The 26,978-nt window shown below is 52.6% G+C and carries 28 protein-coding genes and 1 pseudogene; 17 read left to right on the top strand and 12 right to left on the bottom strand.

Features of this window, described 5'->3' with window-relative positions:
• The first annotated feature begins 122 nt into the window (after positions 1-122).
• On the top strand, positions 123-1,073 hold the full coding sequence (locus ABC383_RS17855) for a MerR family transcriptional regulator (protein ID WP_413015597.1): 951 nt from the start codon (positions 123-125) through the stop codon (positions 1,071-1,073).
• Here ABC383_RS17855 and ABC383_RS17850 read toward each other — a convergent pair.
• Positions 1,057-1,509: a winged helix-turn-helix transcriptional regulator gene (locus ABC383_RS17850; protein WP_413015595.1), complete on the bottom strand. Its 453-nt coding sequence runs from the start codon at positions 1,507-1,509 to the stop codon at positions 1,057-1,059. The two genes, ABC383_RS17855 and ABC383_RS17850, sit on opposite strands and share 17 nt — an antisense overlap.
• Before the next feature lie 148 nt (positions 1,510-1,657).
• On the opposite strand from ABC383_RS17850, the gene ABC383_RS17845 reads away from it, so the two are divergent.
• On the top strand, positions 1,658-2,071 hold the full coding sequence (locus ABC383_RS17845; RefSeq protein WP_413015594.1) for a VOC family protein: 414 nt from the start codon (positions 1,658-1,660) through the stop codon (positions 2,069-2,071).
• Between the two features lie 45 nt (positions 2,072-2,116).
• Positions 2,117-2,536, top strand: a complete 420-nt coding sequence (locus tag ABC383_RS17840) for a YciI family protein (RefSeq protein ID WP_413015592.1) — start codon at positions 2,117-2,119, stop codon at positions 2,534-2,536.
• A 68-nt stretch (positions 2,537-2,604) separates the two neighbouring features.
• Here the strand turns inward: ABC383_RS17840 and ABC383_RS17835 are convergent, their stop codons facing one another.
• Positions 2,605-2,727, bottom strand: coding sequence for a hypothetical protein (locus ABC383_RS17835; protein WP_413015590.1), 123 nt, complete (start codon positions 2,725-2,727; stop codon positions 2,605-2,607).
• A gap of 104 nt (positions 2,728-2,831) precedes the next feature.
• Here ABC383_RS17835 and ABC383_RS17830 point away from each other — a divergent pair, with 104 nt between their 5' ends.
• On the top strand, positions 2,832-3,938 hold the full coding sequence (locus ABC383_RS17830) for a malate/lactate/ureidoglycolate dehydrogenase (RefSeq protein ID WP_413015588.1): 1,107 nt from the start codon (positions 2,832-2,834) through the stop codon (positions 3,936-3,938).
• An 81-nt stretch (positions 3,939-4,019) separates the two neighbouring features.
• Here ABC383_RS17830 and ABC383_RS17825 read toward each other — a convergent pair whose 3' ends face one another.
• Both ABC383_RS17825 and ABC383_RS17820 read right to left on the bottom strand, forming a co-directional pair.
• A complete protein-coding gene (locus tag ABC383_RS17825) occupies positions 4,020-4,436 on the bottom strand; it encodes a hypothetical protein (protein WP_413015586.1) in 417 nt (138 codons plus the stop codon).
• A 170-nt stretch (positions 4,437-4,606) separates the two neighbouring features.
• Positions 4,607-5,332 (bottom strand): Crp/Fnr family transcriptional regulator, encoded by a 726-nt coding sequence (locus ABC383_RS17820; RefSeq protein WP_413015585.1) that lies wholly within the window; start codon positions 5,330-5,332, stop codon positions 4,607-4,609.
• 187 nt (positions 5,333-5,519) lie between these two features.
• On the opposite strand from ABC383_RS17820, the gene ABC383_RS17815 reads away from it, so the two are divergent.
• The 4 genes from ABC383_RS17815 to ABC383_RS17800 all read left to right on the top strand — a co-directional run bounded on the left by ABC383_RS17815 (position 5,520) and on the right by ABC383_RS17800 (position 8,874).
• Complete coding sequence (locus tag ABC383_RS17815) at positions 5,520-5,759, top strand: hypothetical protein (protein ID WP_413015583.1); 240 nt, start codon at positions 5,520-5,522, stop codon at positions 5,757-5,759.
• A 244-nt stretch (positions 5,760-6,003) separates the two neighbouring features.
• Positions 6,004-6,996, top strand: coding sequence for a helix-turn-helix domain-containing protein (locus ABC383_RS17810; protein ID WP_413015581.1), 993 nt, complete (start codon positions 6,004-6,006; stop codon positions 6,994-6,996).
• A 125-nt stretch (positions 6,997-7,121) separates the two neighbouring features.
• On the top strand, positions 7,122-8,282 hold the full coding sequence (locus ABC383_RS17805; RefSeq protein ID WP_413015579.1) for a hypothetical protein: 1,161 nt from the start codon (positions 7,122-7,124) through the stop codon (positions 8,280-8,282).
• 178 nt (positions 8,283-8,460) lie between these two features.
• Positions 8,461-8,874: a hypothetical protein gene (locus ABC383_RS17800; protein ID WP_413015577.1), complete on the top strand. Its 414-nt coding sequence runs from the start codon at positions 8,461-8,463 to the stop codon at positions 8,872-8,874.
• 451 nt (positions 8,875-9,325) lie between these two features.
• Here the strand turns inward: ABC383_RS17800 and ABC383_RS17795 are convergent, their stop codons facing one another.
• The 4 genes from ABC383_RS17795 to ABC383_RS17780 all read right to left on the bottom strand — a co-directional run bounded on the left by ABC383_RS17795 (position 9,326) and on the right by ABC383_RS17780 (position 12,535).
• Positions 9,326-9,652, bottom strand: a complete 327-nt coding sequence (locus ABC383_RS17795; RefSeq protein ID WP_413015575.1) for a hypothetical protein — start codon at positions 9,650-9,652, stop codon at positions 9,326-9,328.
• A 175-nt stretch (positions 9,653-9,827) separates the two neighbouring features.
• Positions 9,828-11,081, bottom strand: coding sequence for a methyltransferase domain-containing protein (locus ABC383_RS17790; protein WP_413015573.1), 1,254 nt, complete (start codon positions 11,079-11,081; stop codon positions 9,828-9,830).
• A 206-nt stretch (positions 11,082-11,287) separates the two neighbouring features.
• A complete protein-coding gene (locus tag ABC383_RS17785) occupies positions 11,288-11,605 on the bottom strand; it encodes a hypothetical protein (RefSeq protein WP_413015571.1) in 318 nt (105 codons plus the stop codon).
• A gap of 51 nt (positions 11,606-11,656) precedes the next feature.
• Positions 11,657-12,535, bottom strand: coding sequence for an LEM-3-like GIY-YIG domain-containing protein (locus ABC383_RS17780; protein ID WP_413015570.1), 879 nt, complete (start codon positions 12,533-12,535; stop codon positions 11,657-11,659).
• Between the two features lie 514 nt (positions 12,536-13,049).
• Between ABC383_RS17780 and ABC383_RS17775 the strand changes: the two genes are divergently transcribed.
• From ABC383_RS17775 to ABC383_RS17755, 5 genes are all read left to right on the top strand, one after another.
• The gene (locus ABC383_RS17775) at positions 13,050-13,370 is read left to right on the top strand and encodes a hypothetical protein (RefSeq protein WP_413015568.1); all 321 of its coding nucleotides are present in this window, start codon (positions 13,050-13,052) and stop codon (positions 13,368-13,370) included.
• 24 nt (positions 13,371-13,394) lie between these two features.
• Positions 13,395-14,951, top strand: coding sequence for a hypothetical protein (locus tag ABC383_RS17770; protein ID WP_413015566.1), 1,557 nt, complete (start codon positions 13,395-13,397; stop codon positions 14,949-14,951).
• A gap of 754 nt (positions 14,952-15,705) precedes the next feature.
• Positions 15,706-15,987 (top strand): hypothetical protein, encoded by a 282-nt coding sequence (locus ABC383_RS17765; RefSeq protein ID WP_413015564.1) that lies wholly within the window; start codon positions 15,706-15,708, stop codon positions 15,985-15,987.
• Between the two features lie 425 nt (positions 15,988-16,412).
• Positions 16,413-16,553, top strand: a complete 141-nt coding sequence (locus ABC383_RS17760; protein WP_413015562.1) for a hypothetical protein — start codon at positions 16,413-16,415, stop codon at positions 16,551-16,553.
• A 52-nt stretch (positions 16,554-16,605) separates the two neighbouring features.
• A complete protein-coding gene (locus ABC383_RS17755; RefSeq protein ID WP_413015560.1) occupies positions 16,606-17,292 on the top strand; it encodes a hypothetical protein in 687 nt (228 codons plus the stop codon).
• Between the two features lie 319 nt (positions 17,293-17,611).
• On the opposite strand, the gene ABC383_RS17750 is transcribed toward ABC383_RS17755, so the two are convergent.
• The gene (locus tag ABC383_RS17750) at positions 17,612-18,841 is read right to left on the bottom strand and encodes a DUF4365 domain-containing protein (protein ID WP_413015559.1); all 1,230 of its coding nucleotides are present in this window, start codon (positions 18,839-18,841) and stop codon (positions 17,612-17,614) included.
• A 158-nt stretch (positions 18,842-18,999) separates the two neighbouring features.
• Between ABC383_RS17750 and ABC383_RS17745 the strand changes: the two are divergent.
• Positions 19,000-19,496, top strand: a pseudogene (locus tag ABC383_RS17745) (IS5 family transposase); the annotation flags it as partial.
• Between the two features lie 203 nt (positions 19,497-19,699).
• Here ABC383_RS17745 and ABC383_RS17740 read toward each other — a convergent pair.
• Positions 19,700-20,200: a hypothetical protein gene (locus tag ABC383_RS17740; protein ID WP_413015557.1), complete on the bottom strand. Its 501-nt coding sequence runs from the start codon at positions 20,198-20,200 to the stop codon at positions 19,700-19,702.
• A 250-nt stretch (positions 20,201-20,450) separates the two neighbouring features.
• Here ABC383_RS17740 and ABC383_RS17735 point away from each other — a divergent pair, with 250 nt between their 5' ends.
• The 3 genes from ABC383_RS17735 to ABC383_RS17725 all read left to right on the top strand — a co-directional run bounded on the left by ABC383_RS17735 (position 20,451) and on the right by ABC383_RS17725 (position 24,086).
• A complete protein-coding gene (locus ABC383_RS17735; RefSeq protein WP_413015555.1) occupies positions 20,451-21,227 on the top strand; it encodes a hypothetical protein in 777 nt (258 codons plus the stop codon).
• Positions 21,224-21,493, top strand: coding sequence for a hypothetical protein (locus ABC383_RS17730; RefSeq protein WP_413015553.1), 270 nt, complete (start codon positions 21,224-21,226; stop codon positions 21,491-21,493). The genes ABC383_RS17735 and ABC383_RS17730 overlap by 4 nt, the downstream gene beginning before the upstream one ends.
• A 661-nt stretch (positions 21,494-22,154) precedes the next feature.
• Positions 22,155-24,086, top strand: a complete 1,932-nt coding sequence (locus ABC383_RS17725) for a nuclease-related domain-containing DEAD/DEAH box helicase (RefSeq protein ID WP_413015551.1) — start codon at positions 22,155-22,157, stop codon at positions 24,084-24,086.
• Between the two features lie 139 nt (positions 24,087-24,225).
• Here ABC383_RS17725 and ABC383_RS17720 read toward each other — a convergent pair whose 3' ends face one another.
• Positions 24,226-25,113, bottom strand: a complete 888-nt coding sequence (locus ABC383_RS17720; protein ID WP_413015549.1) for a hypothetical protein — start codon at positions 25,111-25,113, stop codon at positions 24,226-24,228.
• 47 nt (positions 25,114-25,160) lie between these two features.
• Complete coding sequence (locus ABC383_RS17715; RefSeq protein WP_413015547.1) at positions 25,161-26,978, bottom strand: hypothetical protein; 1,818 nt, start codon at positions 26,976-26,978, stop codon at positions 25,161-25,163.

Genomic DNA, 26,978 nt, shown 5'->3' with positions numbered 1-26,978 from the left:
GAGCAAGCATCCGGATGCAATGATCTGGAAACCTGGAAACTTTTTTTGTCATGGACAAGCCTGTTGACGCTGGCTAATATAGACAGGACCCAATTTCTTGTCAACAATTTGTCCAGGACAAAATGAGTTCTTCACAGCAGCTGCGGCCGGCGCTAGGCATTACGGCGACGGAGCGGGAAACCGGATTGTCCAAGGACATCCTGCGCGTCTGGGAACGGCGTTACGGCTTCCCCAGGCCGGATCGCGACGCCCATGGCGAGCGGCTCTACCCGGCCGTCCAGGTCGACCGGCTGCGGCTTTTGAAGCGGCTGATGGACCAGGGCCATCGGCCGGGACGCCTGATGGCTGCCAGCGAGGAGGAATTGCAGGCCCTGGGCGCGGCGGCTGCCGCGCCGGCACGGCAGCCGGCAGCCGCCGATCCGTTCGTGCAGCCACTGCTGGCGCTGGTGAAAGGCCATGACGTGCCGCAGCTGCGCAGCGCCCTCAACCAGGCCATGCTGCGCCAGGGCCTGCAGAACTTCGTCATCCAGACGCTGCCGGCGTTGAACCGGGCGGTGGGCGAGGCCTGGATGAGCGGGGAATTCGAGATCTTTGAAGAGCACCTGTACACCGAACAGGTGCAGGCCCTGCTGCGCCAGGCGATCGCCACCCTGCCGGCGCAGCAGGCCGGCAGCCCGCGCATCCTGCTGACCACGGTGCCCGAAGAGCAGCACGGACTGGGCCTGTTGATGGTGGAAGCGCTGCTGGCGCTGGACGGCGCTTCCTGCATCTCGCTGGGCATCCAGACCCCGCTGTTCGACATCGCGATGGCGGCGCGGGCGCAGCAGGCGGACGTGGTGGCGCTCTCGTTTTCCGGCGCCTACGCATTGCGCCAGGTGGCGCCGCAACTGGCGCAACTGCGCGCCCTGCTGCCGGACGGCGTCGAACTCTGGGCCGGCGGCGCCGGCGTCGAGCGGCTGCAGCCGCAGGCTGGCGTGCGGGTGCTGCCGTCGATACAGCATGCGCAGGAAGCGCTTGCCGCCTGGCGCGCCGCTCGCAGCGGCAGCGCCGGCGACATCACGCCGGGCGCCTGAGCAGGCCGCCTTCCCCGAACAGCGAGCCGCCGCGCCGCACCGCGTCCTGCACCGCGGCGAACATGGTGGCGCGGTCGGCATACACCGCATCGACAAAGGCCTGGGGCGCGGTGGTGTCGGGATCGTTGCGGGCGCTCCAGCCCGACATCTCCAGCAGGACCGGGATCAGCCCGAGCCCCTTCTCCGTCAGCGTATAGACCTCGCGCCGGCGGTCGCTGCCATGCGGCTCGCGCACCAGGATGCCGCGCTGCTCGAGATGCGCCAGCCGCGCCGCCAGCACATTGGTGGAAATGGCTTCGTCCGACGCCAGGAATTCCTTGTAGGTGCGCTTGCCCCAGAACACGATGTCGCGCACGATCAGCAGCGACCAGGCATCGCCAAAGGTTTCCAAGGCGAAATTGACTGGACAATGCGACTTGTTTTCAGCACGTTTCATGCATAAGATCTTAACACGCTTGCATAATGCAAGTGAATTGCTATACTCGACCCCGCTGCAGGCGCATTGGCAAACAAACCGGACTTCGTTGTCCTGCCAGCCAGGAGCGCCATCCGGCAGCATCCATCAAGCCAACGGGAGAAATGCCATGCAGATCCAGCCTTATGTGTTTTTCGAAGGCCGTTGTGAAGAAGCACTGATGTTCTACCGCGATGTGCTCGGCGCCGAAATCACGCAGCTCATGCGTTACAGCGACAGCCCCGCCCCTCCGCCGCCCGGCATGCTGCCGCCCGGCTCGGAAAACCGCATCATGCATGCCAGCATGCGCATCGGCGACAGCACGGTGATGGTTTCCGACGGCAACTGCTCGGGCACGACCGGTTTCAGCGGCTTTTCGCTGGCGCTCAACGCCGCCAGCGACGCCGAGGCGGAACGCCTGTTCGCCGCACTGGCCGAAGGCGGCCAGATCCGCATGCCGATGGCGCCCACCTTCTTCTCTTCCCGCTTCGGCATGCTGGCCGACCGCTACGGTCTGGGCTGGATGGTCCTCGTCCCCGCCTGAAGCGCCGTCGATTCATCCCGCTCAACCTTCAAAAGGACTACCGCCATGCGTTTCATGATGCTGATGATCCCCAAGGGCTACGAAACCGCCGCCGCGGGCACCATGCCCGATGCCAAGGCCGTGGAAGCCATGATGAAGTACAACGAGGCGCTGAAGGAAGCCGGCGTGCTGCGCGACCTGAACGGCCTGCATCCGCCGGCCGCCGGCGCCCGCGTTAGCTTCGAAGGCGGCACGCCCAGGGTCACCGATGGCCCCTTCCCCGGCGTGCAGGAAGTGCTGGGCGGCTACTGGATGATCGAGGTCGCGTCGCGCGCGGAAGCGATTGCCTGGGCCAGCCGCTGCCCGGCGTCGGGCAATGAAATCATCGAAGTGCGCCAGGTGCAGGAATTCGATGAATTCCCGCCCGACGTGCAGCAGGCCGCCGCCGGCTTCCAGGAAATGCAGGCCGGCGGGCAGCCGGGCTAAGCCACGCGGCGGCGCCCGGGCGCCGCCCATGCAGGCTGCGGACACGGGCCTTGGCCTTCCCTGCCAGGTCAAGCCCTGCCCAGGCGCGGCATCCCCATTGCCGCATCCGGCGCGCGCCGCCAGTCCCGCGCGCCTCCACTCTCCACTCTCCCCATCACCGTCACCGCCAGCGCGCCGGTTTGATCAAGCACGTCCGGCGCCGGCTTGCCGCTGCGCCGCTTCCCCCTCTATGATGCCCTGCCGCGACGCCGAAGCCGGCGCTGCGTACGCCATAACAAACAAGGAGACAGAGACAATGAATGCCAAGGACACTTCCACCGGAACCGAGATCCTGATCGACGCCAGCCGCCTGCATGCGCTGGTCAGCGCGCTATGGGAGCAGGCGGGCAGCGAACCGACCGAAGCGCGGCTGGTGGCCGACCATCTGGTGCAGGCCAATCTGTCAGGCCATGATTCGCATGGCGTCGGCATGATTCCGCGCTACCTGCGCTCGCTGCAGGACGGCGAGCTCAAGCTCAACATGCATGCACGGATCGCGCGCGATGCCGGCGCGGTGCTGACGGTGGAAGGCGGACGCGGCTTCGGCCAGGTGGTGGCGCATGAAGCGATGCAGGCCGGCATTGCCCGCGCCGGCCAGCTCGGCATCTGCGCTGTGGGCCTGCGCAACGCCCATCACATCGGCCGCATCGGCCACTGGGCCGAGCAGTGCGCGCAGGCCGGCATGGTGTCCTTCCACTTCGTCAACGTGGCGGGCGACCCGCTGGTGGCGGCCTTTGGCGGCATCGATGCGCGCATCGGCACCAACCCGTTCTGCGCCGCCTTCCCGCGCGCCGGCAAGCCGCCGCTGGTGCTGGACTTCGCCACCAGCCGCATCGCCTTCGGCAAGACCCGCGTGGCCTACAACAAGGGGCATCAGGTGCCGCCCGACAGCCTGATCGACCACACCGGCCAGCCCAGCAACGAGCCGCGCGTCGTGCACGAAGACCCGCGCGGCAGCCTGCTGCCCTTCGGCGGGCACAAGGGCTATGGCATGGCCGCCATGTGCGAGATCTTTGCCGGCGCGCTGTCCGGCGGCTTCACCACCCATGACGGCACGTTGATGACCAACAGCGCCATCATCAACTGCATGATGTCCGTCATCGTCAGCCCCACCGCCTTCGACGCCCCCGATGCCGAGGGCGAGGCCGACGCCTTCATCGCCTGGCTCAAGGCGTCGCGCCGGGCGCAAGGAGTAGACGAGGTGCTGCTGCCGGGCGAACCGGAACTGGCGCGGCGCGCCGAGCGCAGCGCGCACGGCACGCCGGTAGACAAGGCAACGTGGAAGCAGATCAGCGACACCGCGCGGGCGGTGGGCATGACGGATGCCCGGATCGGGGAACTGGCGGGCGTTGCGGCCGGCTGAACCGGGGCCGATGGCGCCGCGCCCGACGGGGCGCCCGCTGCCTGACGAGGTCGGCAGCCGGTGTCCCGGCTGCCTCGGAAATCAGCGCGCCAGCCTGGTCGCCAGCTGCTCGTGGACCTTGCCTTCCCACTTGTTGGCGAAGGCATCGACCGAGAACTTGTTCTTTGCCACCACTTCCACCTTGGTCCGGTTCGGGCTATCGGCCTTGTCGACGAAGATGGCGATGTTCTCGCCCACGCCAACGCCCGGCAGCGACCTCAGCATGGGCAGCGTGCTTTGCGCCACCACATAGCCGGTTCCCTTGTGAAAGCCCTCTTCCTTCAGGCCGAGATCCTTCAGCACCACGGGTATCGTGTTCCACACCTTGTCCCAGGAAGCATCGTAGATGCGCACCTCGCCCGTGCCCTGCCCGGCGCGGGCATCGGCGAGCGTGGTGCAACCGGAAGCGGAAAACAGCAGGCTGACGGCCAGAAATCCGGTGGCTAAAGGCTTGAACATGGAAGGTCCTTTTCGAAACAGGTTGATCAGATGCAGACGACGCTGACGCGGCGCGTGTTCGCTAAACGACGACTATTATCGTCGTACGCCAGCAGGCATGACAAATGATCAACAATGTAGTGCGTCCGGGCCGCCGGCGCATTGCTCTGAGTCAAGCACAGCGACAGTAATCAACCGTGCGGCGTTCCCAGCGCCTTCTCGAATTGCGAGCGCACGATGCCATAGCACTCGCAGGACATCGTTTCGAGCACCGCGCGGTCGATGATCTTCATCTGGCCGCGGGTATATTCGATCAGCCCGGCCTTCTGGAACTCCCCTGCCACCATGCTGACGCTGGGCCGGTGCACCCCGAGCATGGTCGCCAGGAATTCCTGGGTCAGGGAAAATTCCTCGCCACGCACACGGTCATGCATGATCAGCAGCCAGCGCGCGAAGCGCTGCACGATGGTGTGCATGCGATTGCAGGCGACCGACTGGGATACCTGCGACAGATAACCGTGGAAATACCGTTCCGCCAGCAGCCGCAACGCGGTTTTCCCCTGCACCGCCGCCCGGAAGTCCTGCGCGCTCATGCGCAGGCTGGTGCCTGCGACCTGGCAAATGCCGGTCTCGATGGCGGTGCTGGCGCCGATCAGCAATTCCACCCCCGACAAGCCCTCATTGCCGACCGTACCGACCTCCACTGCCGAGCCGTTTTCCAGCATGATGAGGTTGGAATGCGCCGAACTGCAGGGGAAGTACACATAGGAAATCGGCCGGCCGCGCTCGTAGAGGACATCCTTCAGATTGGTTTTCACCAGTTCAAGCTGCGGCGCGATTCTGGCGTAATCCTCAGCGGACAGCCTGGCCAGGATGCGGTTCTGGCAGGTATGTCCTTCGCTCATCGACTGATACATCGTGTTTCTTGATCGTTATAAATAAGGCGTTGACGTATCAAATGACGATTAAAAATCATCGATTGACCACTGCGCAATGGACAAGATTAGTGTTTTTCATTGCGCCCTCCCGAATCGAACTCGCCATGGAATTCCGTCTGCCTCGCATTTTTGAAGTTAAGCGGCATGCTGAGGCTTGGCGCGACGAATGTCAGTATGGATGCTGACATATGCGCCGCCGGAGGAAGAGATTTTGAACGGCGGTTGCACTGCCATTGCTGCGGTAGGCGCTGCAATAGATGCCTTGCGCGCCATCGCCTGCAATGGGATTCTTTTTTTCAACAACTGGTTTTCTCTATCGTCCATGGCGGATTCAGGCGCAGCATACGGCGAAGCTGGCACCCTGCATTGCTTATCCTTAAAAACATGGAAGGCAGATGGGCAATGAACACGACTCTTTAAAAGACGGCGAAAGTGGTTTTTATCTCTTGAGCGGCAACTATTTATTCCGCAAGCGAATTGCCGGAATTCGGGCATGAAAACATGGCACAAATCACAGTGCAATTGTTTCAGGAATAAAGGCTTTTATTTATACAACCTATTTCATATTTTCAACTATACTAAAAGTATATTCTGAACAGTTTCCACTAATCAATTTTTAATTCATTTCCATAAAACCGTCTTAGAAAAAAATGGAGAGCCACGCGACCCTTCTTCTTGACATCTATGACAGTGCGCAACATTGCACCAGCCCGGACTTCAACCAGTATGCGCTCGACAAATTCAAGAATGTGCTGCAATTCGACTCTGCGGTAATCGTCGATTTTTCCGCGGCACAGCAGCAGAAATTCATCATCCAGTCAATTCACCTTCACGACGCGCCTGTCGAAAAAATGCTGGACAGGCCAAAGGCCATAGGAACGGAAAGCCTGAACAGGAATGGCGCGCTGAGCAGCCGGGATTTCGTGTTGAAAAAAGCATTGGCCGAGCGTGGCAAGAGCGTCATTGCCAACCTGACAGAGGGCGTTTCCGATCTGCACGTACTGGATTATTGCCGCAAGTACGAAACCGCCCATTCCCTGACTTTCGTCTCCGCCCGGACAACGGCTTACACGGCGCCCACGATCGCGCTGTGGCGCGCGGCGAAAGGCAATGCCTACGCCGAAAAAGACGCCCATACGGCGAACATGCTGCTGCCCCATATCCTTCAAGCCAGAAGGATCAATGCGCGCCTCCATGTTTCTCCCTCGTCTTCAACGGATGTCAATGCGGCTGCATTGGCCACGCCCGACGGCTGTCTGCACTTCGTGGAACCGGAGGTCATCCGGCTAATGCAGCTCGAATGGAAAGAATGGACGCCGCCGCTTCTGCCGCGCATTTTGGTCGACTCCCTGAGACGCAATAATGAAAAGATGTTTGTTGGCGCAGCCATCTGCATAAAGGCGACCCTGCAGGAAAATATGATCTGCATGAGCATTACCGAAAAAAGCAATCAGCAGATGTCGCTTTCAACGGCGGAATACCGCGCCGCCAGGCTTGCCGCCGAGGGATTGACGTACAAGGAAATTGCAAGAAGACTCGATATATCTCCCGCCACGATTCGCAATCAGCTGCATTCGGCTTACAGGAAATTAGGCGTTTCGAATAAAACCGCATTAAGAAACGTGCTTGCCGAATTGGACTGATAGAACATCCATCCTATGGATGTTCTATCCCTCAAGCCCTAGGATTAACAAAAGACAATATCGTCCAGCATTGCCAGATGCTGTTCAAGCCAACAGTTTTTTTGCCAATCCGATTGAGGAAATCCATGCATAAAGCAGCCATCGCCATTCTTCCCCTTTTCCTGGCCGCCTGCGGCGGCAGTAGCAGCAATGGTGGTGGCAGCAATGCGTCCGATTCCGGCGCGACAGGCAACAACGCCATTGCGCTGAGCGGGCTGGTCAGCGATGGCCCGATTGCGGGGGCGCAGGTCTGTCTTTTCTCCGATGGCGTGCAGGCACGCAATGCGGCCGGCGCCGCGCTCTGCTCCACCGAGACCGATGCACAGGGCAACTACACCATCGCCATTCCGAAAGACCTCGCCCCCGGCTTCCTTACCCTGGTCGCCAGCAAGGGCAGCACGATCAGGATTGCCTCTGCCCTGGGCACGCTTGCCCAGGTAACGCAAGCTGCCGGCAGCGGCGCCACGGTGACATCCTCCAGCCTGCCTGCTGCCCGCATCACGCATTTCACCACGGCGGAGTTCGTTCTGGCCGACACGAATAATGACGGCACCGTGTCCAGGGCCGAATTCGACAGCTACGTCCCCGATTACTCGAAAGTCCGGCCGGCGGCCGTGGTCGTCAAGGCCGTGATCGACTTCGACCAGGGCGATTCCCTCCTTGGCGGCCAGGCCAGCAACACGCTGCTGCTGGCAGCGGCGGCAGTGAAGGGCCAGGCATTGGGCACGACCGGCAAGACAGCGGTCGAATGGGCCGGCGACGCCGCGAATGTGACTATCGTGACCGCCGTAGACCAGGACCTGGCAAATGAAATGGCGGGCACCTTCGCGAATTACCAGCTTTCCACGAACGTGACGTCCTATCGCATCCCTTCCGCCGTCAGCGCCAATAACGCGAGCATCTCCTGCGAAATCAATACCGGCAACGAGTCTGTCATCGTGCAGATTGCCATCGATGCGTCCCGCGGCATTTTCGTTCTGAAGCACGACGGCATACAAACCGTCGGAAGCTACAACCCGAACACCGGCGCGGTCAGCCTGACGAACCTGGATCCGCTTGCGGTATCAATGACGACTTCCCAGCTCACCTATTACACGGAAGGCTATTTCCGGCTGAACGGCATCCTTGATGCTTCAGCCGGAAAGTTCACGGGCACCTATGCTGAACTGTCCGCCAATACCTGGTCATTGGACGCTACACGGCAGGAGTGCACGGCGGCAGGAAGCGTGACGGCTGCCAGGCTGTAATCGCTGCAGGAGTGTCATGGCCGGCATGCAGTGCCGGCTTCGGCGGTAGTTCCGCACGTCAAAGCATGTACACCATTCCTTACTGTTAATGACCGTGTTAGTCAGGCTGAGCGCGCCGGTTTCGGGGTTGTAGCTTCCGACGGTTCATATGCCATCGTGCTGCAGACGAATGCGGGAAATGACGGCAGCACTCCATACCGTTTTCATTAATTCCTTGCGGTTCAACGATAAGCCGGAAAGGCCGGCACCGCCCGATCAATCACGCTGCGCAAGATACCGACCGACCATGACAGCAGGACATCGTCACCCTCACCGACTCCACGCCGCTGTCATGGTTTTGCTGCTGATGCTGACCGCCTGCGGGAAAGGCGAGCCAACGGAAGCAGAAATCTTCGACACCCTGAATGATTTCGGACCAACGAAGATGCTGCTAGGGGATCTGGCAAGGATGCGCGCAGAAGCAAGAAAAACCGAATGCGAAAATGCGGGTGAGAACGCGTACAAATGCGGAGTGGCCTCGCAAGCTGGAAAAGGTCTGGTGTTGAAATATATCTTTGCCAGAGAGGGCGACAAATGGCGGGTCCTTCCCTGACCTTGGCAGCAGCGTTCTTTAATAAGAGACTGTAGCCACCCTGGAAAATGAAAAAGCCAACCTTTAACAGGTTGGCTTTCTTTATTCTGGTGGGCCTCCCGTGAGTCGAACACGGCACCAACGGATTATGAGAACCTGTACCAGAAGGCGGGATCCGAGAACTCATCAACCAATTTTTCTTTTTTTTTCAAAGCCTTAACGGCAAAATTGATACCAAAACTTTTCAGTAACCTACTGGATAATGCGGACCAGAACTGGACCAGACAGCCGCAAAAGACCGGACAAAGACCGTACTCGACCGTCCACAAAACCCCCGTCACCGACGAAAACGCTGTAAGTACGGTGTAGGGGGATACATACTGTAAATTTACAGCGCTGTTCTGGCAAGAATGCCTATTTACTCACTGGTGGTTGTCTTCTCCTTCCCGGCATCATCCCGTCGCTAAGCCACCTATTCTTCTTCTATTGGCGCAAAACCCAGATACCCGCCCATGTCCCCAGGTGGTCCTACATACTGAGCAAACTTTACGCCATCAGTTACTTGAAGCTGGTCGGTCATATTGTCATACCCGTTAAAGCCATCCTCATCTTCTTCATCCGCGATACCTTGGTCTGCCACAAGTTTATCGAATCGCTCGGATCTATACTCGAAGCCCGCATCGCTCGCTGAAAATAGGGTATGAGTACACGGCGTGACGGGATGATCAGGATTTTCGAAGTCGAGTACTTTTTGTCCGCAAAATGGGCAAAATAATTTGTGTTCATAGAACTCAAGCATTTCAACGCGTTGGATCTTCCTAGCTCTCATCTTATACCACCTCGTGTTTGCAGATTCCCAAAAATATAGACACGCTTAAATCCTTTGTCACCTTGAAAGCGCACCGAGGTAATCGTTCGCTAGAACGATCTAGCTCTTCCCGTTCGCATAGGCCACTTGCAAAGCAAGTTTATTATTACGCTTTGCTCTGAACGACCTCAAGGCCAAGCTGGTTCAGCAAAGAAGAGTCTAGCGAAACATTTTCGTTTATATCACAATATTCCGAAAGTTTACTTATTTCATTGAAATACGCATCCACCACTGCAGATGCCTCCGCTAACGGCACGATCTCGAGCTGCCTCATTCCGCGACTGGTAGTTTTATATACCCCAGCCAATATTTCAGAATGAAACAAATGCATCTTCATGATTCCTGAGCCATTTCTGTATATGAGCTCTGCCTCATGGACAGGCCGCTTGTCTCCGATGGCTAGATAAAGCGCCTCAGCCACAAAGCCATCAACAGGATTGATGCACTCCAGCTTTTCACTAAGCAGCATTTTTTTGTGGAGACTAATAATTATTTCTGTCGACGGCTCCGCCGCCAACGGTGTCTTTTTTAAAAAACTTAAAGGGAAAGATTCCTTATATCCCCCCACATCTTCCCCAACTATTTTCTCGCACCGCGCCGGAATGAGGCCGAGTCCCGCCTCTTTAAAATGACGGCACAGAAAAACATAGGCAGCGGGAATTCCACAGCGGTCTACTGATATATATTTTCCGTTATCAGACAGTACGGCTTTTACCCCATTCAGAAATTCAATAAGATTCGCGCTTAGCTCTGGAAGCCGCTCAATTTCCTCGTATGTATCAAACGCATCTTCTGGGCAAGCCAAATCAAATCCACCAACTTCTTCTGTAAATACTTCTTGCAGCACTTTTGAAGTCAGTACCATATCGATGTCCGACTGATTGTACTTTGCAAAATAGTCTTTGGCGTTTCCAAACTCGAACTTCACATTACCAAGCTTCAGTTTTCTTGCCAACTCCTCAGCGCACCGGATAGAGTTTAAAGATGTATCGATGCCGGTAACATGAGTGTCTGGCCATAGATTTGCCATAAAGCACGCAATAACACCGTTTCCACACCCAATATCGAGTACTCTCTTTGGCACCTCAATTTCCACCTCTTCTATCCAAGACATAAGGCCGGACGCAAAATCAGCTTCATATTGGCTGTACACAGCCAGGGAAAGCTCTAGAGATGCGTCTCTCACTTCATACGGATTTACTGCTTGGCCGTCTGAGCGCGCCGCAATGGCCTCTCTAAAAGACCGCCCCAAGTTCCCGAACTGCTTTTCTATATTTTTCCAGAAAAATTCAACGTCCTTACGCTTATTTATGCCAGCCAATTTAAAGAATCTAATTACATTTTTACTTATTGAACTCATCTAATCTTACCTTTTGTTGATCAACTTATCGTAAGGCGCACATCATAAATATGGCTACTCGGCCCAAGGCCCGAGGAAGCAGACGATGGCAACGTCATGGGATGACGGCTTCAGCACCATGGACTTCAATTTCTTCGATCAGCGCGTCAGAGTCATAGCTTTTTCAACAATGACTGCGGCGACGGGTCGCGTGCCGCCGGTGCGATTTAGTTAGAACGGGGCTGCAGATATAGACGGTACGAATTGATCTCTGCGTCCACTTCGGCCAGCAATGCCGTAACGTCGCCCTGAAAGATGAATTCCGATTGCGGCCTGCGCTTTTGCACAATCCGCAGCCTGTTGTCCACAGCGAGCCTTACCTTCACCGGTGCGGTCGGCGCATCTTGCGAAACGCGCAGGATCCTGTTGCTATTCGCTGGAACGCCAAGCCAGAAAGAATAGCCCTTGCCTTCAGTGGGCAGCGACTCCGCATGCAGCTCGTTACGGTGGCTGATGATTGCGTATTTGATTTCCTCGAGCGTCACGGCAGGTGTCAGAGGTTGAAAGAGGGGGCAAGATTACAAGAACTATTTCGGCTATGCAATTTCAGCCTGCAGGCACATTTGCTTTGCCATTTCGGCTTGGGCTGCCTGTTCATCACAAGCCTTCCATGAGCGCGCTTTGCTGCCCCGGACGATGCGGAAGTGTCCGGCACCATCGAATTCGACCACAAGATAATTCCCGCGCTGCCAGTAGCCCATTGCCGGTTGAATGATGGCCCGCCAGTTCAGCTTTCGCAGAGCCTCGTACGGCTCGCCCTCAAATTCCCACTTTTTGTCTTCCAGCCTTTTCCAGGAAGTGACCCGGTAAGCGCCAACTGAGACACCTCTATCGATTGCCACCGCATAGGGAGCAGTTGCATCTGTGCCGAGAGCACGGTGCTTCTTCGCGACCTTCCATTTCCGGCGGCATCGTTCATAGATATCCGGGTTATGCCGCTTCTTCGGCACCGGAAATACGAGAACCTTCCGGTATGGCCGGTCTGGATTGACATAGGGATAGGCCGATGCCGCCAAGTCCTCGACTCGGACCATGCTCGAGTGCGGCGCGGATATGGCGTTCGTAAGTTCGCCGTTGGCCGACAGATTCAACGCATCGAGCGTTGCCGATTCCACGATATCGGCTTCACCGTCAGACAGTCCTCCAGCAAGGATGACCAAGGATACATCCTGATCCCTTTTCCATACTGCGTGAATCGCCTCGAATTTCGGACTCAGCCGCTTGCGGGATTGCAGCAAGATCTCCGCGCGCTTCAGGTGCTCGAAAACCCGGTTACCGGTGCCCTGTCCGACATAGAAAATGCGTTGGTCCGTCGGGTCCTGCAGCGCATAGACGTATTTCCTGCCGATCTGCGCATATTCGCCGGGTGCGAATTCCCGCTTGGGATTCCTTGCCCGGATCGTTAACTCTTCCATTCCCCTCCACTGCCGCCGCAAGAATAATGCATTTATAGGAAGAAATATTTTAGCTGATTTAATTTGACATCGGTGCTCTGACCCGCACACCGCACATCAGCACGTTACGAATCGTTGTAAAAAAATAAAGTAGCTACTTTTTCTTTTTTTCGTTGCTATTCCCCCCTGCATTTTGGAAGATTGACCACTATCAGACGCTCGTAGACCATGTCATCAATCTTCGGTTGTAAGTGTTCCCAGAGGGATCTATATCTCGCAAAGTCACAACCATGCCTGCAGCGCGGCGTGAGCGCCATGCGTCCCACCTACAACTGGTCCCTTTTCGCTTTAGGACTTTTCAGAAATTATCTAATGGAACTGTTTCATTGGGTGATTGCATGGAAAAAAGTGCCATCACAGCACTATCACTGCCCTCCCCCCCCTGGCCAACGGATCATAAGTTTCAAAGTCGATAAAAATACAGCTTTGGCACATACTGACCTTGCTTCGTTATTCACCACTGAAGGAGTTCATCATGTCCTATAAACAAGGCCTTGGCTCGCCATACGCTTCGATGCTTACCGCTGCAAACGATCAGTATCATGCGGTGACTTCTATAAACAAGTTCGGTCCTATCGAGCATTCGCGTGCCGTGGCCACAATCCTGCTCAATCAACAAGCCGCAAAGGACGAGTGGGAGGCGGTGACAATGGCCGATACCCTACTCAAACACGCGCGCGCTTTGGCAGAAAACAAACAAGTCAACAAGCTAGCCCATGAGCTCCTCAAGGGGGAAGCGAAAGAGAAAAGCAAGTCAGCGCTGCGCTTGGACAGTCCCGGTCTGGCGCCAGCCTGATCTACTTTACTGCGCGAGTGACACATGCGGAAAAACAAGCTTGCGGCATCGAAGGTCGACAGCCGTACCCGAGATGCCATTGCCAGCACATTGGCCGACATTCTGACGATTTCCACCCAAGAAGCAAAAGACATCATAGGCACTATCGAGGCGCAGGAAGGGCACGATCTACAGGATGCGTTCTCATCCGGCGTCATGCAATACGGCGTTAGAGCGCGTAAATGGCGCGCTCACACGCTGTCCCGGTTACCGACTACACACTGGAAACAGCATAAAGGCTTTTTCTTTGTCGAACCATTCGAAGAGACCTCGCTCAAGTACTTGAGCGCTACCACTTTGGATGAGAAAGAAGATCGGGCACAGGATCAGATCGAGAATCGTATGGCACTGCATACGGTTTTAATAGAAATTCTACCGTCCGATTTGCGAACAAAATTTGCGGCGATGCTTGAGTGGAGCAAAATCGACGTCTACAAGGATGCGTATCCGCTGCTGGAAGACGTGGCGTTTGCCCATTGTATTTATGCTTTAGAGCATCTCTTCTTCAGAGAATACTCGATAGCCGAAACCGCGCTCCGTAAAAAGAAGCAGATCCCCGAGACGGAGTCGACACCGTATAGCTGGATGCCCTTTCTGGCAGAGGAGGCGCTCTCCAAGGCTCGTGCGGAGCTCGTCATTCTAGACGTTCTATCTGCCGATAATAGTTTGGCATTGAATCACGGTTCTCGAGAAAAACTAGCGGGTGAACTGACTGTGGAGTTGCTGTGCAATATTACTGCCAACCGCGCATTGCTAGAGCAAGCCCGAATAGGTGAGCTTGCAAAAGAGGCGGCCCAAATCAACTGTTTTCTATTGGAAGCTCTTAATCGCAACGACATCACCGAGATCCCGGTCCTTCAGGATGAGAAGGCTATTGGTGAGGTGATTTCAGCATGGTTCGGCGAAGACGGTCAGTTGAGTGCCGAACCGCGCTTCAGTCCTCCATTGAAGGGGGATAATATGCGCGTCCTAATGCATCAGGCGGCTGAGGTGCATGAGCATTACTTGTTTACGCGCGCTCGAGAAGCACGTCACCAGCACTGCAGACCAGAAAACAAGTTCATGTTCGTACTGGCGCTCATCGCATGCTTCTACAACGGAACAAAGGTGGACAAGGAGTTCTTGGGGGATACCAATCCAGTCTACCAAGTTATACCAGCCCAAAATATCGGGAAAGGCGTCGAAAGTCGTCTGCATGCCCTTGCACCACATGCGCGAGAATTGATCAAAAGCATGTATGGACAGTTATTTTACGGAAACAAAGGTTGGAAAATTCTTGCAGAGGATATCGCTTCCTACGAAGAAGGCTTGGCATTAAAGCGTTCTTGTTTGCAGGAGCTCATCTTCGGTATATGCAAGCGTGTCGCGCCTGCCAATCTACTGGCCTTCCATTGGAAACTCGAAGATATAGCTGATGAACAGAAAAAATTTTTTCACAGCTTGCCGCCTGATGTGCCTCGGCCGCAAACTAAGCTTGAATATATGTTTGTGGGCATCGATGAATTACTAGGCTTACGCCCTTCAATAAGGATGGGAGCGTAAGGCTTCCCTAATAGCACACAAAATGATACTGCGCTTAATGCCATTCATTTAAGCTGAATGCCATTTTTCAATGGGCAATTGAGCACTACTCTGCCATGTACGAACCAGATGACTGATTTAAAAAGGCTTTTCGATCGTTCAAATAGATTGAAGGGGATTGATAATCAAAGGGTTACAAACCTACATGGCAGAGTAATGTTAGGCGTCCCTGCAAATTCCATGAGGTGCAGGAACCACAAGGGTTTTGCGCGTAAACGATGCTTTGAAATCCCCAGGAAACTAGGATACAAGGCAGGGAAAACTAAGGGAAACGCGGGGAGCGCGCACACCCTACCCTATACTTCCTCGGGCCTTCCGGCGCTTGGTTTCTTCAGCGCCTATGGTCCCGAAGCCGCCACTGCACTAGAACCCTTCCTTAGCGATCACTATCTGGGCACCGAGGCAGCCCGCACATTGTGGGAGTGGGCACCAGACACTGCGAAACGCCTGCTCGACGATTTGCGATCTTCCCTCGGAAGTAGATATCGTCAATTTTCTGATTACCACTCCGTTCAACGCGTTGCCAACTACAGTTATGGCTCTGCGCCGCAGGCCTGATCTATTACAGTCGCAAAGATGAAGAGTTGAATAAGAAGCAGTTTACCCCACGCAGGCGCTCATGCCCGCGAGCTTCTAGAGCTCGTAAGAGGATAGCAGCCAATCATCTCAACCGAGAGGGCTTGCAGAGCCCCAGCTAAGCATAGGAAAATTCGCCATGAAATTCGCTTTGGAAGAGATGTCGCTACTTACGTTGCGTATTTTTTCTGATTTCAATGAATACGTGACAAGCCGGAAGACCGATGTAGCCCTTGGGGTGCAGACACGCGAAACGGCCGCTCTACAGGTCAAAAATTACGGTGACGGATTGGCAAAAGCGCTGACGATTGCTGAAAACCTGTTTGGAATACCAAGCTCGGGCATGCCGTCATTTGTAGATCGAATGGCAATTGAAATTTATCCAAACGCTGTAGAAGACGGCAATAGTCTTGATCCGTAGAAGCATGCACTAATTTCTATAGATAGAAGTGGCAAACATGCTCCGACATCGTTCTATAGCGCCATTTAAGGTCGGCGATCCGTCAGGGATGCATTGCGCAGTATCGGGGTGGGCCGACAATCCGGCAGCGAATCCCTGTGCTAATCGGATGTGTACTATATCCGTCCAGCGGGACTAGCGCATGCTCCTGCAATAAACCCAAGTCCAACCCTGTGGTTCAGTTACGGTATAGATGATGCGCCCCTCGACAACAGGTGTCCCCTTAGCGGAATTAGGGTGACGCTTGCAGGCAACGAAATACGCAATTCCAAATCCGGCGCAAAATATCGACGATTATCATCAATTTATCGCCAAAATATCAATGGCCCGTCTCGGTGCGATTCGGCAAAATCTAGGTTCCTTAACCACTACCAAGAGAAGACGCTATGCCGAATCATGAAGCCGATATCAAAAACAAAAATAAAGGTACGCCAGGTACGAATAAGACACTGGACAAGAACCAAGGAAACCGTGGAAAGCAGATTCAGCAGCATGGCCAGAAAACTGCGCAAGTGAAGAAAAAATAGCAGGTGTTTTAATTGGAAACGGGCGTATTTGTTACGCCCTTTTTGGAGAAATATGGACGGCATCAAGAAATTTCGGTTCACCAAACAACTAATCGGGATGGCTCTACGCGACGGATGGACGCAAAAGGAAATTGCAGACGTCTGCCGAACGCAACAATCGGTCGTTAGTAGTTGGAAAACCGGTGCCGCCCAAGCAAAGGAAAGTCAGCTTACCAAACTTCTTGAGATATACGGCCCGCGGCTACGCAGAAAAACATTCAGGGTCTATTACGACCTGATCAAGGAACCTGCAGACGGCATGCGAGCTCATCTCATTAAGGTCGAAGGTGAGGTTATCTTCACATTTCCATTCAGAAACAAAGATTTCTGTACCCAATGTCAAGTTGAGTCGCCAGCCTGCTCCTGCCGCTCCCGTGAAAGAAAAATGGTGGCAACACGGAAGTTGATAGTGCACGCCTTGGGTAATGGTGACTTCTGTTGTCTGCTGCAAGCAAGGATGCTCAAGGACGAGTACCAAATGCAATTCCCAGAAACGAACATTTTCATTACCAAGGTTGTTGGGCACTTCAACAGCGGCGACCTGCTCACTTACTTTGATTCAATGGCGTGGGCATCCGATCAGGAAGAAGCGAGTATTCGGGCAGCCGAGCGTATTATGTTACAAATGCTTTCGAGAAAAGCGCTTCTAGAACACGGTTATCCCGTCGATGGCGTTGAAGAACACCGCAGAAGTTGGTAGTCTTACTATTACAACCCTGTAGCGTTACGGCCACGCCAAGGTCGTTTATTCGAGCTATTAATAGCTTTTCACTTTCTCCGGCTATTGCCAGGCCTTGTGGATCAGCCTTTGCTTCTGCAACGCATTAGGAGAAAGGCTCTTGGTAGCTAACCACCTGCCGGCTCAGCCGGATAGAATGCGGCGTAGCAGGCCGTAGTCGAAAAGTGCTTAGCTAAATACGGGAATGGGGCGGGCCGAAGGCCGGGCCACCTTGTTAAGAGGTCGCCCGGCCTTCACTTTTTACCATGGATCTGAGATGGGTCGAGAAATCTTTCAAATCCTAAAGCTCATCGTCCCACACCCACGAACAATCGCCTCCGCTCTCGTGAAGCTCCGCTAAATTGTCCATGCGCTTCTCAAATTGAAGTTCACGTTCGAGTGCAGACCGATGAAGCGATTCTAGTTTATGTAGCAAATCAATTGCTTCATTAAGTTGCTCGGTGTTCGAAAAAACGTCTGCTGCCGCAGCATACCCACTCGCACTATTCAACAAATTGAGTTCTTCTATAAAAACTGGATCGTTTTCAAAAGGTCCCTTGCCCCCACTTACCCGGTGCAGCTTTCTAAAAGTATCCTCATGCAACTTTCTTACCGTACTGGAAATGTCTGCTATCATTGATACAATTTTCAAAAAAATTGCGCCCTGAAACTCTGTAACGTTTTTAATGACACTAATTGCTTCTGAAATCGGTGAGCCGCTTTGAAGTAATAATTGCGCCACGTCCTTCGATTCTCGATTAACACCTGTATCTAGTTCGTTATCTATAATCTTTTCTACTGTATAGAGCCGTTCGCGTAGAGACCTTCCAACTCTCCCGATGCCTTGTGTTACTACGTCGACAAAAGCTTTAGGTGGTCCTTCAAAACAGTTAAACGAACTGGCTTTAGGCACTGATATTGACACCTCACCCTGGATTCTCCATTCTCTATTACTATTTTCAAGTATTTTTACGGGATCTTGCCAATAAAGAGAGCCGCTATCCACGTCAGCAACGATTAGAATTGTTGGGTTAACTTGCTCCAGCCAATATCTTGCCGTAGAGACTTTAATTGGGAATGAAAGGAGTGTTTCTCCAGGATCGAACGATACAGGTAGCGCCTTACACTGGACATTAAACATTTTTCCCGTCGGCTTCCTATCGACACGGAGTTCACATATAAAATCTATTCCAATATCTGATCCAGTTTCCACACGATGAACAAATGCAATCTTTGAAAGTGCTATAGAAGCGATATCGGCGGCACGTAGTCCTCTTTCTTGGCTATGGGTTTGCAAAGGTAGTTGACCGACAAAAGGATCAACAAGATATGCAAATTCGTCGTCCAAGGTAATTGGGCCAATTGCTTGCTTCGCTGCACCTCTAACTTCGCACTTAGCGTTAATACATCGGAACACAAATGGTCGATCAGGATCATGATTATCTTCATCCCTTTTCATAGGCATGCCATGAATTGGACATTTCAGATCCTTTAGTCGGGACGACTGCTTTTCAAATGCCGTTTTTGTCATAAATTCTTTTCTTGTCTTAGCTAGCCAACCAAAATACCTACACTATCCACACCAAAGATAAATTGCAATATCACCAATCATTATTTTTAATGCTACAGGGATTTGTTGCATAAATCGGCGAGGCGACACGACATTGAGGGCTCATGTAGCCTAGGCACATGAAACCCGATCTTCAGAAGTACTGCACCACGAACTGGAAGGCGTATAACGCGGGGCTGAAGGCGCGCGGCTCGCTGCTTATCTGGCTCGACCCTACAATGAATTGGCACGGCCGGGCCACCGGCAAGCGAGAACGGAGTCCGTGCTTTAGTGACGAAGCCATTCAGTTCTGCCTGACCATCAAATGCCTGTTCAATTTGCCGTTGCGTCAGACCATGGGGGTGGCGCAGAGCTTGCTGCAGTTGGCAGGCCTGGACTGGCAGGTGCCGGACTACAGCACTGTGAGCCGACGGCAAAACACCTTGCAGGTCGCCATTGAAGTCGTACCAACCACAACGGGTTTGCATCTACTTGTCGATAGCTCCGGTATCAAGATGCTCGACGAAGGGGATGGAAGACCAGGAAGTACGGTACTGAATACCGGCGCCAATGACGCAAGGTCCATCTGGGCATCGATGGCGCCACGCTGGAGAGCCGGGCGATGGAAGTGACGGATCGATGCCGCCAAGCCCTCGACTCGGACCATGCTTGAGTACGGCGCAGATATCGCGTTGGTAAGTTCAACGTAGCCGATAGATTCAGCGCATGAGCGGTGCCGATTCTACGAGATAAGGCTTCACGCCTTCCCCGAAAGTTGTACATATGCTGTAGGGGGGTATATATCGCAAAATTACAGCAGTGCTCTAAATCCTGATCACGTTACTCAGGAAGACTGCCTCTCTTATGCAAGGCTAATAAGATTTTCTCAACGAGCTTAGCGTCCCTTTCCGTAAACTGCGCCTCCTGCCCCGGCATAAGACCTTCTCCCTTCTTTTTTAATCTGTTGATGTGGTACAGAAGATAACCAGTACCGCCAATTCCCGTAACAAGTGCCCCGCCCGCCGCGGCTGGAATCCAAACTGGCGTGGAGGAAATCAAGCCCGCCGACATAAGCATGCCTTTGATTCCGGTCGCTCCAATCGTCGTGCCGAATAGGCCCGCTGAACCCCATAGCGCTGCCGCGCCGCCTGTAAGCGCGGCAGCGATGCCCCCGGCACTGGCAGTGGCAATCGTCAGAATCGAGATAATTGCCGTAGTGCTTAGGTAAGTACCGGCAACATACCCGCTAGCTGCCGTAACAATGAAACCGCCGGCTGCGTGTGGGACCAGCGAGCCGCCCGCGCAGAGGGCCGCAATGACAGGAGCAAGAGGAAGTGGCATAGGAGGGTTCGCTTCAAATTTTGCGACAAAGAATGGTGATCAAAATTACAACAATTATATCACGATGGCAATTATGCAATATGACAGTCAGTTGGCAAAAAATATAGGGTTCTATCACCGTACCATCTATAAATCCTGCTACCACGCGAACAACAGCCACGCCAATATGATATTTGTGATGTAATGCTTTACATGCATGGCCGGATGTCATATGATAGTCACGACATCACATCAATCACAGGAGCAAGGTATGAACTTCTCGAAGCCGCAAATGCAGGACGAACTGTTCAAGTTCTTGACAGTATTCGGAAAAGAAATCGAGAGTTTGCTCGGCACCGATAACACGGAATGGATAGAGCCTCAGGATTTCAAGGACTCGACAATATGGAAGGCCGTAAGTGAGATGTATGACTACGGGATAAGAGGTATCCCGACCGGCGACCTAGGGCCCCAGAGCATCATTAATGGGCCTCATGCACGAATCGAGATGTTCTTTCGTTCCATAGATACTCCGCCCATGAAAATCTACTTGGACGCCTGCAACACCTCACTGCCTTGTCTTGCAATGTATGCGGTGCAAAGCGCGGTGGCGCGAACTGTGCTCGATGGCGGAGATCGTCATACTGATTACGGTGTCGACGTATACGGCCTGGGAAAAGGTGACGGAGGGTATTTAACGCTCGCCGAGGTTGCTCTTTTAGCAAATATGGACGAGCGCAGTGTACGCAATGCTGCTAATCCAAAGTTGGCTGATCCTCTAAAGACGGAGCAAGTCGGAAAGCGGTCCCTCGTCAGTGTTGAAGAGGCGCGCCGCTGGCTAGTCGGTCGCAAAGGGTTTGTTCAAACAAGAGAGAGCAAAACTTTTGTCATGCATCGTCCGCCGGAATGGAATGTCGAAATTCCGCAGGATCTTATCGAGCAGATTCATCGAAAGGCGGAAGAACGTGGGGTTTCACCAAACGTCCTTCTTAAAGAAATGGTCTTGGGCGCAGCCGAGAAGGTAATGAAGGAAGGAGAGGAGAAATGAAAGCGACGTCTCATGCGGCTACTCGCGCCCAGCAACGCGGAATTCCTCCCATCGTGGTGGACTTGCTTCTCCAGTTTGGTCAACGAGAGCACGATCATGCGGGCGCCGAGATACTCTATTTCGACCGACGCTCAAAAAAGCGTGTCGCGAGCTACGCAGGAGCGCTTTTCAGCAAGTTGAGCGAGCACCTCGACAGCTATGCGGTCGTCGCCGATGGTCAGATCGTTACAGTTGGAATCCGCTACAACCGAATCAATCGCAACTAATTACAGTGAGACATGGAAGTTCAATACAAGCTTCTAACGTATCGCAAAGGCTGATTCGACCGATTTCTAAGTTAAATTAACAACAGAGAAAGAAGGAATGAGCATGTCTAGAATGCCGCTGGCTCGTATTGCTCTCGTGAAATTTACCATCTATGGCAAGTCATATGTAGCTCGGTGCGATCGAAAAGATATTGATGTGGGAAGTGAAGTCGTGGTGTTGATGCATGCTCGCTCCCCCAGACGATTTCTTATAGACGGCATCGTTACAGGAATTCAGTACGAACGATGGGGTTGTAGCTGCCACGTCCTACACCTCGCTTTCGAAGACTCGGGATTCTTTCTTTGCGAATCAGATACACAGATGCTGAATAAAGCTTGAATTGTGTACCGCGCTCGTGAGGAGATGGCTGAACTTTACGAAAAATTAACAACGGGAGACGTTGAATCGTTCAAACTGAGCGATGGTACCTAGTTATCGCCTGACAGTTCGCTGCCTGAACATTGCATCTGAACGAATCAGGTCTACGCGCCTACTTCAACAATTCAAGCAAAGTAGCTCGTAACCCAGAAAAACACTACTGTCTAGGGGAACCTGGCCAACGCCTTATCCGGCTGAAGAACCCATGCCTTTCAATGACTACCAAAAAGACTCACATACAAAATGGCTAAGGTATTTCCTGCATTTGAAAATATCCACCGGCTTAAAGTGAAGCCTACAAGTGGTGAGCTCTACCTTTTGCACACGCTGACAGTCAATCTTAACGATGACTTCGAGGTGTATTACCAGCCTATGCTTAACGGCGACTTACCTGACATTATCGTAGTAAAAAAGGGGCACGGGGCCGCTATCATTGAAGTCAAAGACTGGAGTCTGCAGAGTTACCACATCGATGAGAACAACACGTGGCATGAGAATCGTGGCGGAAATAAATTACGTTCACCGTTCCAGCAGGTCTTTGGTTACAAAAAGAATCTCTTCGATTTACACATAAACGGCCTAGCAGAGAAGCATGTCTTAAACCGGGGCTTTTTTGGCACGATAAAGGCGTTTGTCTACTTTCATAATTCCGACAAACACGACATAGAAACCATCTTTTCCACCCCAGAAGCGTCTCTCCGTGAAAACACAAATGCATTAAACTTTGATTTCAAGAATAGAAAAATAGATCACAACACATATCTCAAGAAGATGGATTACCTTGAGACGAAAATTAGACAATTAAACCGGGACAAAGGCATATCTATCCACGAAGGAAATATAGGCAAGTTGTTCAAAGCATTGAAAGAGCCACATCCCTTGTTTGATGATGAAATATACGAGGAATTCAGGAGATACTTGAGCCCACCTTATCATGTTGCAGCTCAAGGCCTGGAACTCAAATACGACAATTCACAAGTCAAGCTGATAGCGAGCAAGCCGGGATTTCAGAAAATAAAGGGGGTTGCGGGATCAGGGAAAACGACAGTTCTCGCACAGAGAGCTGTTAATGCGCATAAACGCCATGAAGATAGGGTACTAATACTCACCTATAACAAAACGTTACGAAATCATATTCATGACAAGATAAACGCCGTAAGAGACGATTTCTCTTGGGGCTTTTTTGTAATTTCCAACTACCATGCCTTCATTACTCAGGAAGCAAACCGGTGTGGCCTGGAATTCGAAATTCCTGACGACTGGAGATTAGCGCATGATTACATGGACAAATTTTATTCAAATGAAAAGCTATTTGACGGATGCGAGCCGCTTATATACAGATACAAGACGATTCTGATTGACGAAATTCAGGACTATCAGCCTGAGTGGATCAAGATTATAAGGAAGTACTTCTTAGAACCCGAAGGTGAAATGGTCCTTTTTGGAGATGATAGCCAAAATATCTACTCTAGGAACCTTACGAAGAGGGATTCAGCTCTTGTTCGGGGATTTGGTGAATGGGTACGATTAAAAAAATCCTACAGAGCAAAAGACGACTCGCTTATCACTCGTCTAGGAAGAGATTTTCAAGAAGCGTACATTGCGAAAAAATGTGATGTTGATCTGGCCGAGGTGGGACAGCAGCAGGGAGCCTTGTCATTGGAGGTACTGCAGGGAATTCAGCTTGCTTCTACGGAGGAGGTCGATAAATCGCGAAAAATTTTCGACTCGATGGTTGAATTTATTAGCCGTGAAAAAATACACCCGAATGATATATGCGTTGTTTCTTCCAGCATTGAATTACTCAGAAGACTGGACAAACTTATACGAGATTTAAGAACCGATAAAACCCAAACGACATTTGAGACGGAAGAACAGTTTCAGACAATTACAAGCCGTAAAGGCGCAAAACCAGATCATATTCGCAGAGATCTAGAAACAATCCGAAGCAGCAAGAAATTTAGTTTTCAAATGAATAGTGGCCTCATGAAATTAGCTACCATTCACAGCTTCAAGGGGATGGAAGCTTCCACCATTATCTACATTCCTTCGCACAGCGAGAATGAAGAAATGGTTTACACCAGCATAACGAGGGCCCGAAAGAACTTGTTGATTTTTTTCACGAAAGAAAATCCATATCTTGATTTTATTCGGCAGCGGATTTCAACTAATTGAAAAAAGCAATGTCTATTTGGCTGCAGTTCAGTCGTTAACAGTGATGACCTCCCTTTCCTAGATTTTTCAATTGCCTTCGCGGCTCGACCGCCACAGCAGCGAGTATTGGCTAAGGAACAAAGTAAGCCAACCAGCGTTTTTAATCCTTTTCCTGGATCTTTGCCAATTCAATCTGAAAGAGCTTCCGAACCTCCTCTTGCTTGTACATGGACAACCCTGTGTCCATAAAGCCGTCCTCATGTAGCTGCAGCCAAAGCTTCAGCCCAGATCGAGTTCCGAAGTTACCGCGTTCCGGATCAATGCCTAAGAGGAACTTGTCTGGCAACAAGGCCATGTCTTCCGGATCCCATTGACGGTATCCAATCGCGCTGAACCCCTCGCCTTCCCACCCCATAAGAATTTCCCCTCTAGCCAATAAGGCGATTTCTTTGCTACTGGCTTTGATCCCTCGGATATAGACCGCATTTTTCCATGCGATAGCAATACACGCCGTCAAGTAAGCACGTGCCTTCCAATATGAGAACGGCCATTCATCACACAGGTGATAGCGAAAGATGGGCTTCTGTCCTACCCATCCGATCCTTTCTTCTAAAACTAGGAGGGCTGCACCCTTCCCACCGCTATCAGAAGGAGAGATTACAACGCCGCTTAGCTCCCCATTTGGATTTGCGGCCTGTAGATTTTTGATAAAAGAAACAAAGTCGCTTGGATGCTTATAAAAGCTGTGCGTTGGATGCACTTGCTTATCCGCACCATCTAACCACTCCCGACGGACAGAAAATAGCTCACAAACTTTCTCAAGATGGCGCTCATCGAGTTTCAGCAGGAGCGAGACATCGCTCTGGACATCCTCCAATTTCAAATCATGTCCAAAAAAACGGGGAATTTGATTTCGATGAACGCCGTGAGCCTCAAAAACACGAGAGAACCGGACAGTAATCAATTCCTGATCGATCTCGTGGCTTGATTGGCGCCATTTCTTGAACCTATCCCACAAGGACATTGCTGCTTCAATCTGATCCAACATTTTCTTATTAGCTTATCAACTTTTATGTGCATTGGCTTAAATGCAATTTATTTTGCATATAGCTCATCACGATCCAACCGTTCGCGGGTATGCGAAACGACAGCACGGTCGTCCTCAACGTCCTTCGCTGCAATAATGCGTCCCAGTGAGAAGGCGTCTTGTGCTAGCCCACATGCTACTGAAATCCTTTGGTAGTCCTGCACGCTCCCGTTAAAGTCATCAATTCTTGGATGTAGCGGTAACGGAATGAGGTCAATACGACTAGCGCAGTTAAGCCCACCTCTTTTTATCGCTTCGCTATATCCCTCAGCGTTAGCACCTCCACCCGTTAAGAATGTGCGGAGGCCCGAACCCCAGGCCTCAGACCGGCGATAGCGCCTTGCCTTGGTCACTGCCAGCACATTCTTCACGACATGACTAATCTGCATATAAAAGATATAGTCCCTCGATTTCACATGGTTGGGGTCAATTGAGGTAGCGGCGGCAAATGCGGTGGCGTCTAGTACGGGCATCAGCTCATCAGGCATTCGAATGACAGCATCCAAAGATGCCCCTACGATGCGATTCTGGTTAAGCATGTGCGTGCCTAAGCTTTTTACTTCGGGAACGAGAAACGGGAATGTGTCCTCGTGGTCGACTTGATGAACAATGAACGTGACCACATCCAGAGTCCCACCACCTACGTCTGCAAGTGCGTGTAGTCCTCGCTGGCGCTGCGATGATTGAACGTAACCGGCCATCTGGGCCACAAATTCAGGAAACACATCTAAGGCGAACAAGTCAACAGCAGTTGTGCCGCTCTGCCATGCCGCTGCAATTTCAACTGCATCCGCCATGCCAACTTCTATTCCTCGTTGGCTGAGTAACCATGCCGTGTTGCCTAGGCGTCGGAATGCCGTAGTTAAACGTGCATCTTCTAAACCGTTACAAGGCGCGCCGAGATTCAATTGCCAACGAATCTTCGCGTCGCCAATTTTTTTTCTATGAAATTCGTACACCCAGGCGCGGACGTAGCGCAAAACTTGGGCTAAGAACACGCTAGCAGTTGCTACAGACTTTATCGAAACATGGGGGTGAATAAAAGGCAGCTTGATGTCTAATTTCACCTCATCTTCGACTGCGCCTGGTCGTTGTCCCAGGAATACTGTTCCATCCGGAAGAGCAGTGTACTCACTCGGTAGCAGTAAAGCTTCTGGGCAATTTGTAACGCCTGACCAGTTGACAGGATAGATCTTATCTAGCATACCAACCGCTGCCTTGGTGTACGAGGTACCAAAGTCAATACCAATCACTACGTCAATAGCACGCGCGTTCGCCGATGTACTAGAAAGCTGAGTTTGCGCGCCACTGCCAACCCAATGTGCTGCCTCTCTGAAAAGTTTTTGCCGCTCAGTGGAGACCTTTCGAAGTGCCCTAATTGAAGCAGGAACTGGAGGCGCTGAAGTACCGCGTGATTGCGATTCTATGGCGACAGTCGACTTTGATGCTGCGCTTACTAAAATCTTGTCGCGGTGGCCGCTCTTACACACTGGCTGTTTTGTATGCACAGCCTGAACCGAATTAGCGAATTTTTGCGTCGTGGACGTCGAGTTTGTGTTTTGTGTTTTTCCGGACGTAGGTGAGTGCGAGTGGGTTCTTTGGGCGATATGCTTCCCCACCTTTTGCTTTTCTACGCTTGTGCGCGTAGACGTAGAAGCTAGCACGCTCGAGGGCGTCGCCGATGTTACTGTGCGCTCAGCTAGCTTAGTTGGAGTAGCCGCCGAGACCTGTGGGGTAGTCTTGCTATTAGTTGTGGCGGACGCCGTCTGCACTTGGGCAGCAAGTTTCTTCTTGATAGCGAGAAGATCTGACTTCCAATTTTTCAT

This window comes from Noviherbaspirillum phoenicis (assembly GCF_047237965.1).
Classification (GTDB): Bacteria; Pseudomonadota; Gammaproteobacteria; order Burkholderiales; family Burkholderiaceae_D; genus Noviherbaspirillum_A.
This window is presented reverse-complemented; position numbering and strand designations above follow the sequence as displayed.

Bases quoted from the DNA above. Each gene is read 5' to 3' on its own strand.
- ABC383_RS17855 (WP_413015597.1), top strand. From the start codon at position 123: ATGAGTTCTTCACAGCAGCTGCGGCCGGCGCTAGGCATTACGGCGACG.
- ABC383_RS17850 (WP_413015595.1), bottom strand. From the start codon at position 1,509: ATGAAACGTGCTGAAAACAAGTCGCATTGTCCAGTCAATTTCGCCTTG.
- ABC383_RS17845 (WP_413015594.1), top strand. From the start codon at position 1,658: ATGCAGATCCAGCCTTATGTGTTTTTCGAAGGCCGTTGTGAAGAAGCA.
- ABC383_RS17840 (WP_413015592.1), top strand. From the start codon at position 2,117: ATGCGTTTCATGATGCTGATGATCCCCAAGGGCTACGAAACCGCCGCC.
- ABC383_RS17830 (WP_413015588.1), top strand. From the start codon at position 2,832: ATGAATGCCAAGGACACTTCCACCGGAACCGAGATCCTGATCGACGCC.
- ABC383_RS17825 (WP_413015586.1), bottom strand. From the start codon at position 4,436: ATGTTCAAGCCTTTAGCCACCGGATTTCTGGCCGTCAGCCTGCTGTTT.
- ABC383_RS17820 (WP_413015585.1), bottom strand. From the start codon at position 5,332: ATGTATCAGTCGATGAGCGAAGGACATACCTGCCAGAACCGCATCCTG.
- ABC383_RS17815 (WP_413015583.1), top strand. From the start codon at position 5,520: ATGTCAGTATGGATGCTGACATATGCGCCGCCGGAGGAAGAGATTTTG.
- ABC383_RS17810 (WP_413015581.1), top strand. From the start codon at position 6,004: ATGGAGAGCCACGCGACCCTTCTTCTTGACATCTATGACAGTGCGCAA.
- ABC383_RS17805 (WP_413015579.1), top strand. From the start codon at position 7,122: ATGCATAAAGCAGCCATCGCCATTCTTCCCCTTTTCCTGGCCGCCTGC.
- ABC383_RS17800 (WP_413015577.1), top strand. From the start codon at position 8,461: ATGACGGCAGCACTCCATACCGTTTTCATTAATTCCTTGCGGTTCAAC.
- ABC383_RS17795 (WP_413015575.1), bottom strand. From the start codon at position 9,652: ATGCTTGAGTTCTATGAACACAAATTATTTTGCCCATTTTGCGGACAA.
- ABC383_RS17790 (WP_413015573.1), bottom strand. From the start codon at position 11,081: ATGAGTTCAATAAGTAAAAATGTAATTAGATTCTTTAAATTGGCTGGC.
- ABC383_RS17780 (WP_413015570.1), bottom strand. From the start codon at position 12,535: ATGGAAGAGTTAACGATCCGGGCAAGGAATCCCAAGCGGGAATTCGCA.
- ABC383_RS17775 (WP_413015568.1), top strand. From the start codon at position 13,050: ATGTCCTATAAACAAGGCCTTGGCTCGCCATACGCTTCGATGCTTACC.
- ABC383_RS17770 (WP_413015566.1), top strand. From the start codon at position 13,395: ATGCGGAAAAACAAGCTTGCGGCATCGAAGGTCGACAGCCGTACCCGA.
- ABC383_RS17765 (WP_413015564.1), top strand. From the start codon at position 15,706: ATGAAATTCGCTTTGGAAGAGATGTCGCTACTTACGTTGCGTATTTTT.
- ABC383_RS17760 (WP_413015562.1), top strand. From the start codon at position 16,413: ATGCCGAATCATGAAGCCGATATCAAAAACAAAAATAAAGGTACGCCA.
- ABC383_RS17755 (WP_413015560.1), top strand. From the start codon at position 16,606: ATGGACGGCATCAAGAAATTTCGGTTCACCAAACAACTAATCGGGATG.
- ABC383_RS17750 (WP_413015559.1), bottom strand. From the start codon at position 18,841: ATGACAAAAACGGCATTTGAAAAGCAGTCGTCCCGACTAAAGGATCTG.
- ABC383_RS17740 (WP_413015557.1), bottom strand. From the start codon at position 20,200: ATGCCACTTCCTCTTGCTCCTGTCATTGCGGCCCTCTGCGCGGGCGGC.
- ABC383_RS17735 (WP_413015555.1), top strand. From the start codon at position 20,451: ATGAACTTCTCGAAGCCGCAAATGCAGGACGAACTGTTCAAGTTCTTG.
- ABC383_RS17730 (WP_413015553.1), top strand. From the start codon at position 21,224: ATGAAAGCGACGTCTCATGCGGCTACTCGCGCCCAGCAACGCGGAATT.
- ABC383_RS17725 (WP_413015551.1), top strand. From the start codon at position 22,155: ATGGCTAAGGTATTTCCTGCATTTGAAAATATCCACCGGCTTAAAGTG.
- ABC383_RS17720 (WP_413015549.1), bottom strand. From the start codon at position 25,113: ATGTTGGATCAGATTGAAGCAGCAATGTCCTTGTGGGATAGGTTCAAG.
- ABC383_RS17715 (WP_413015547.1), bottom strand. From the start codon at position 26,978: ATGAAAAATTGGAAGTCAGATCTTCTCGCTATCAAGAAGAAACTTGCT.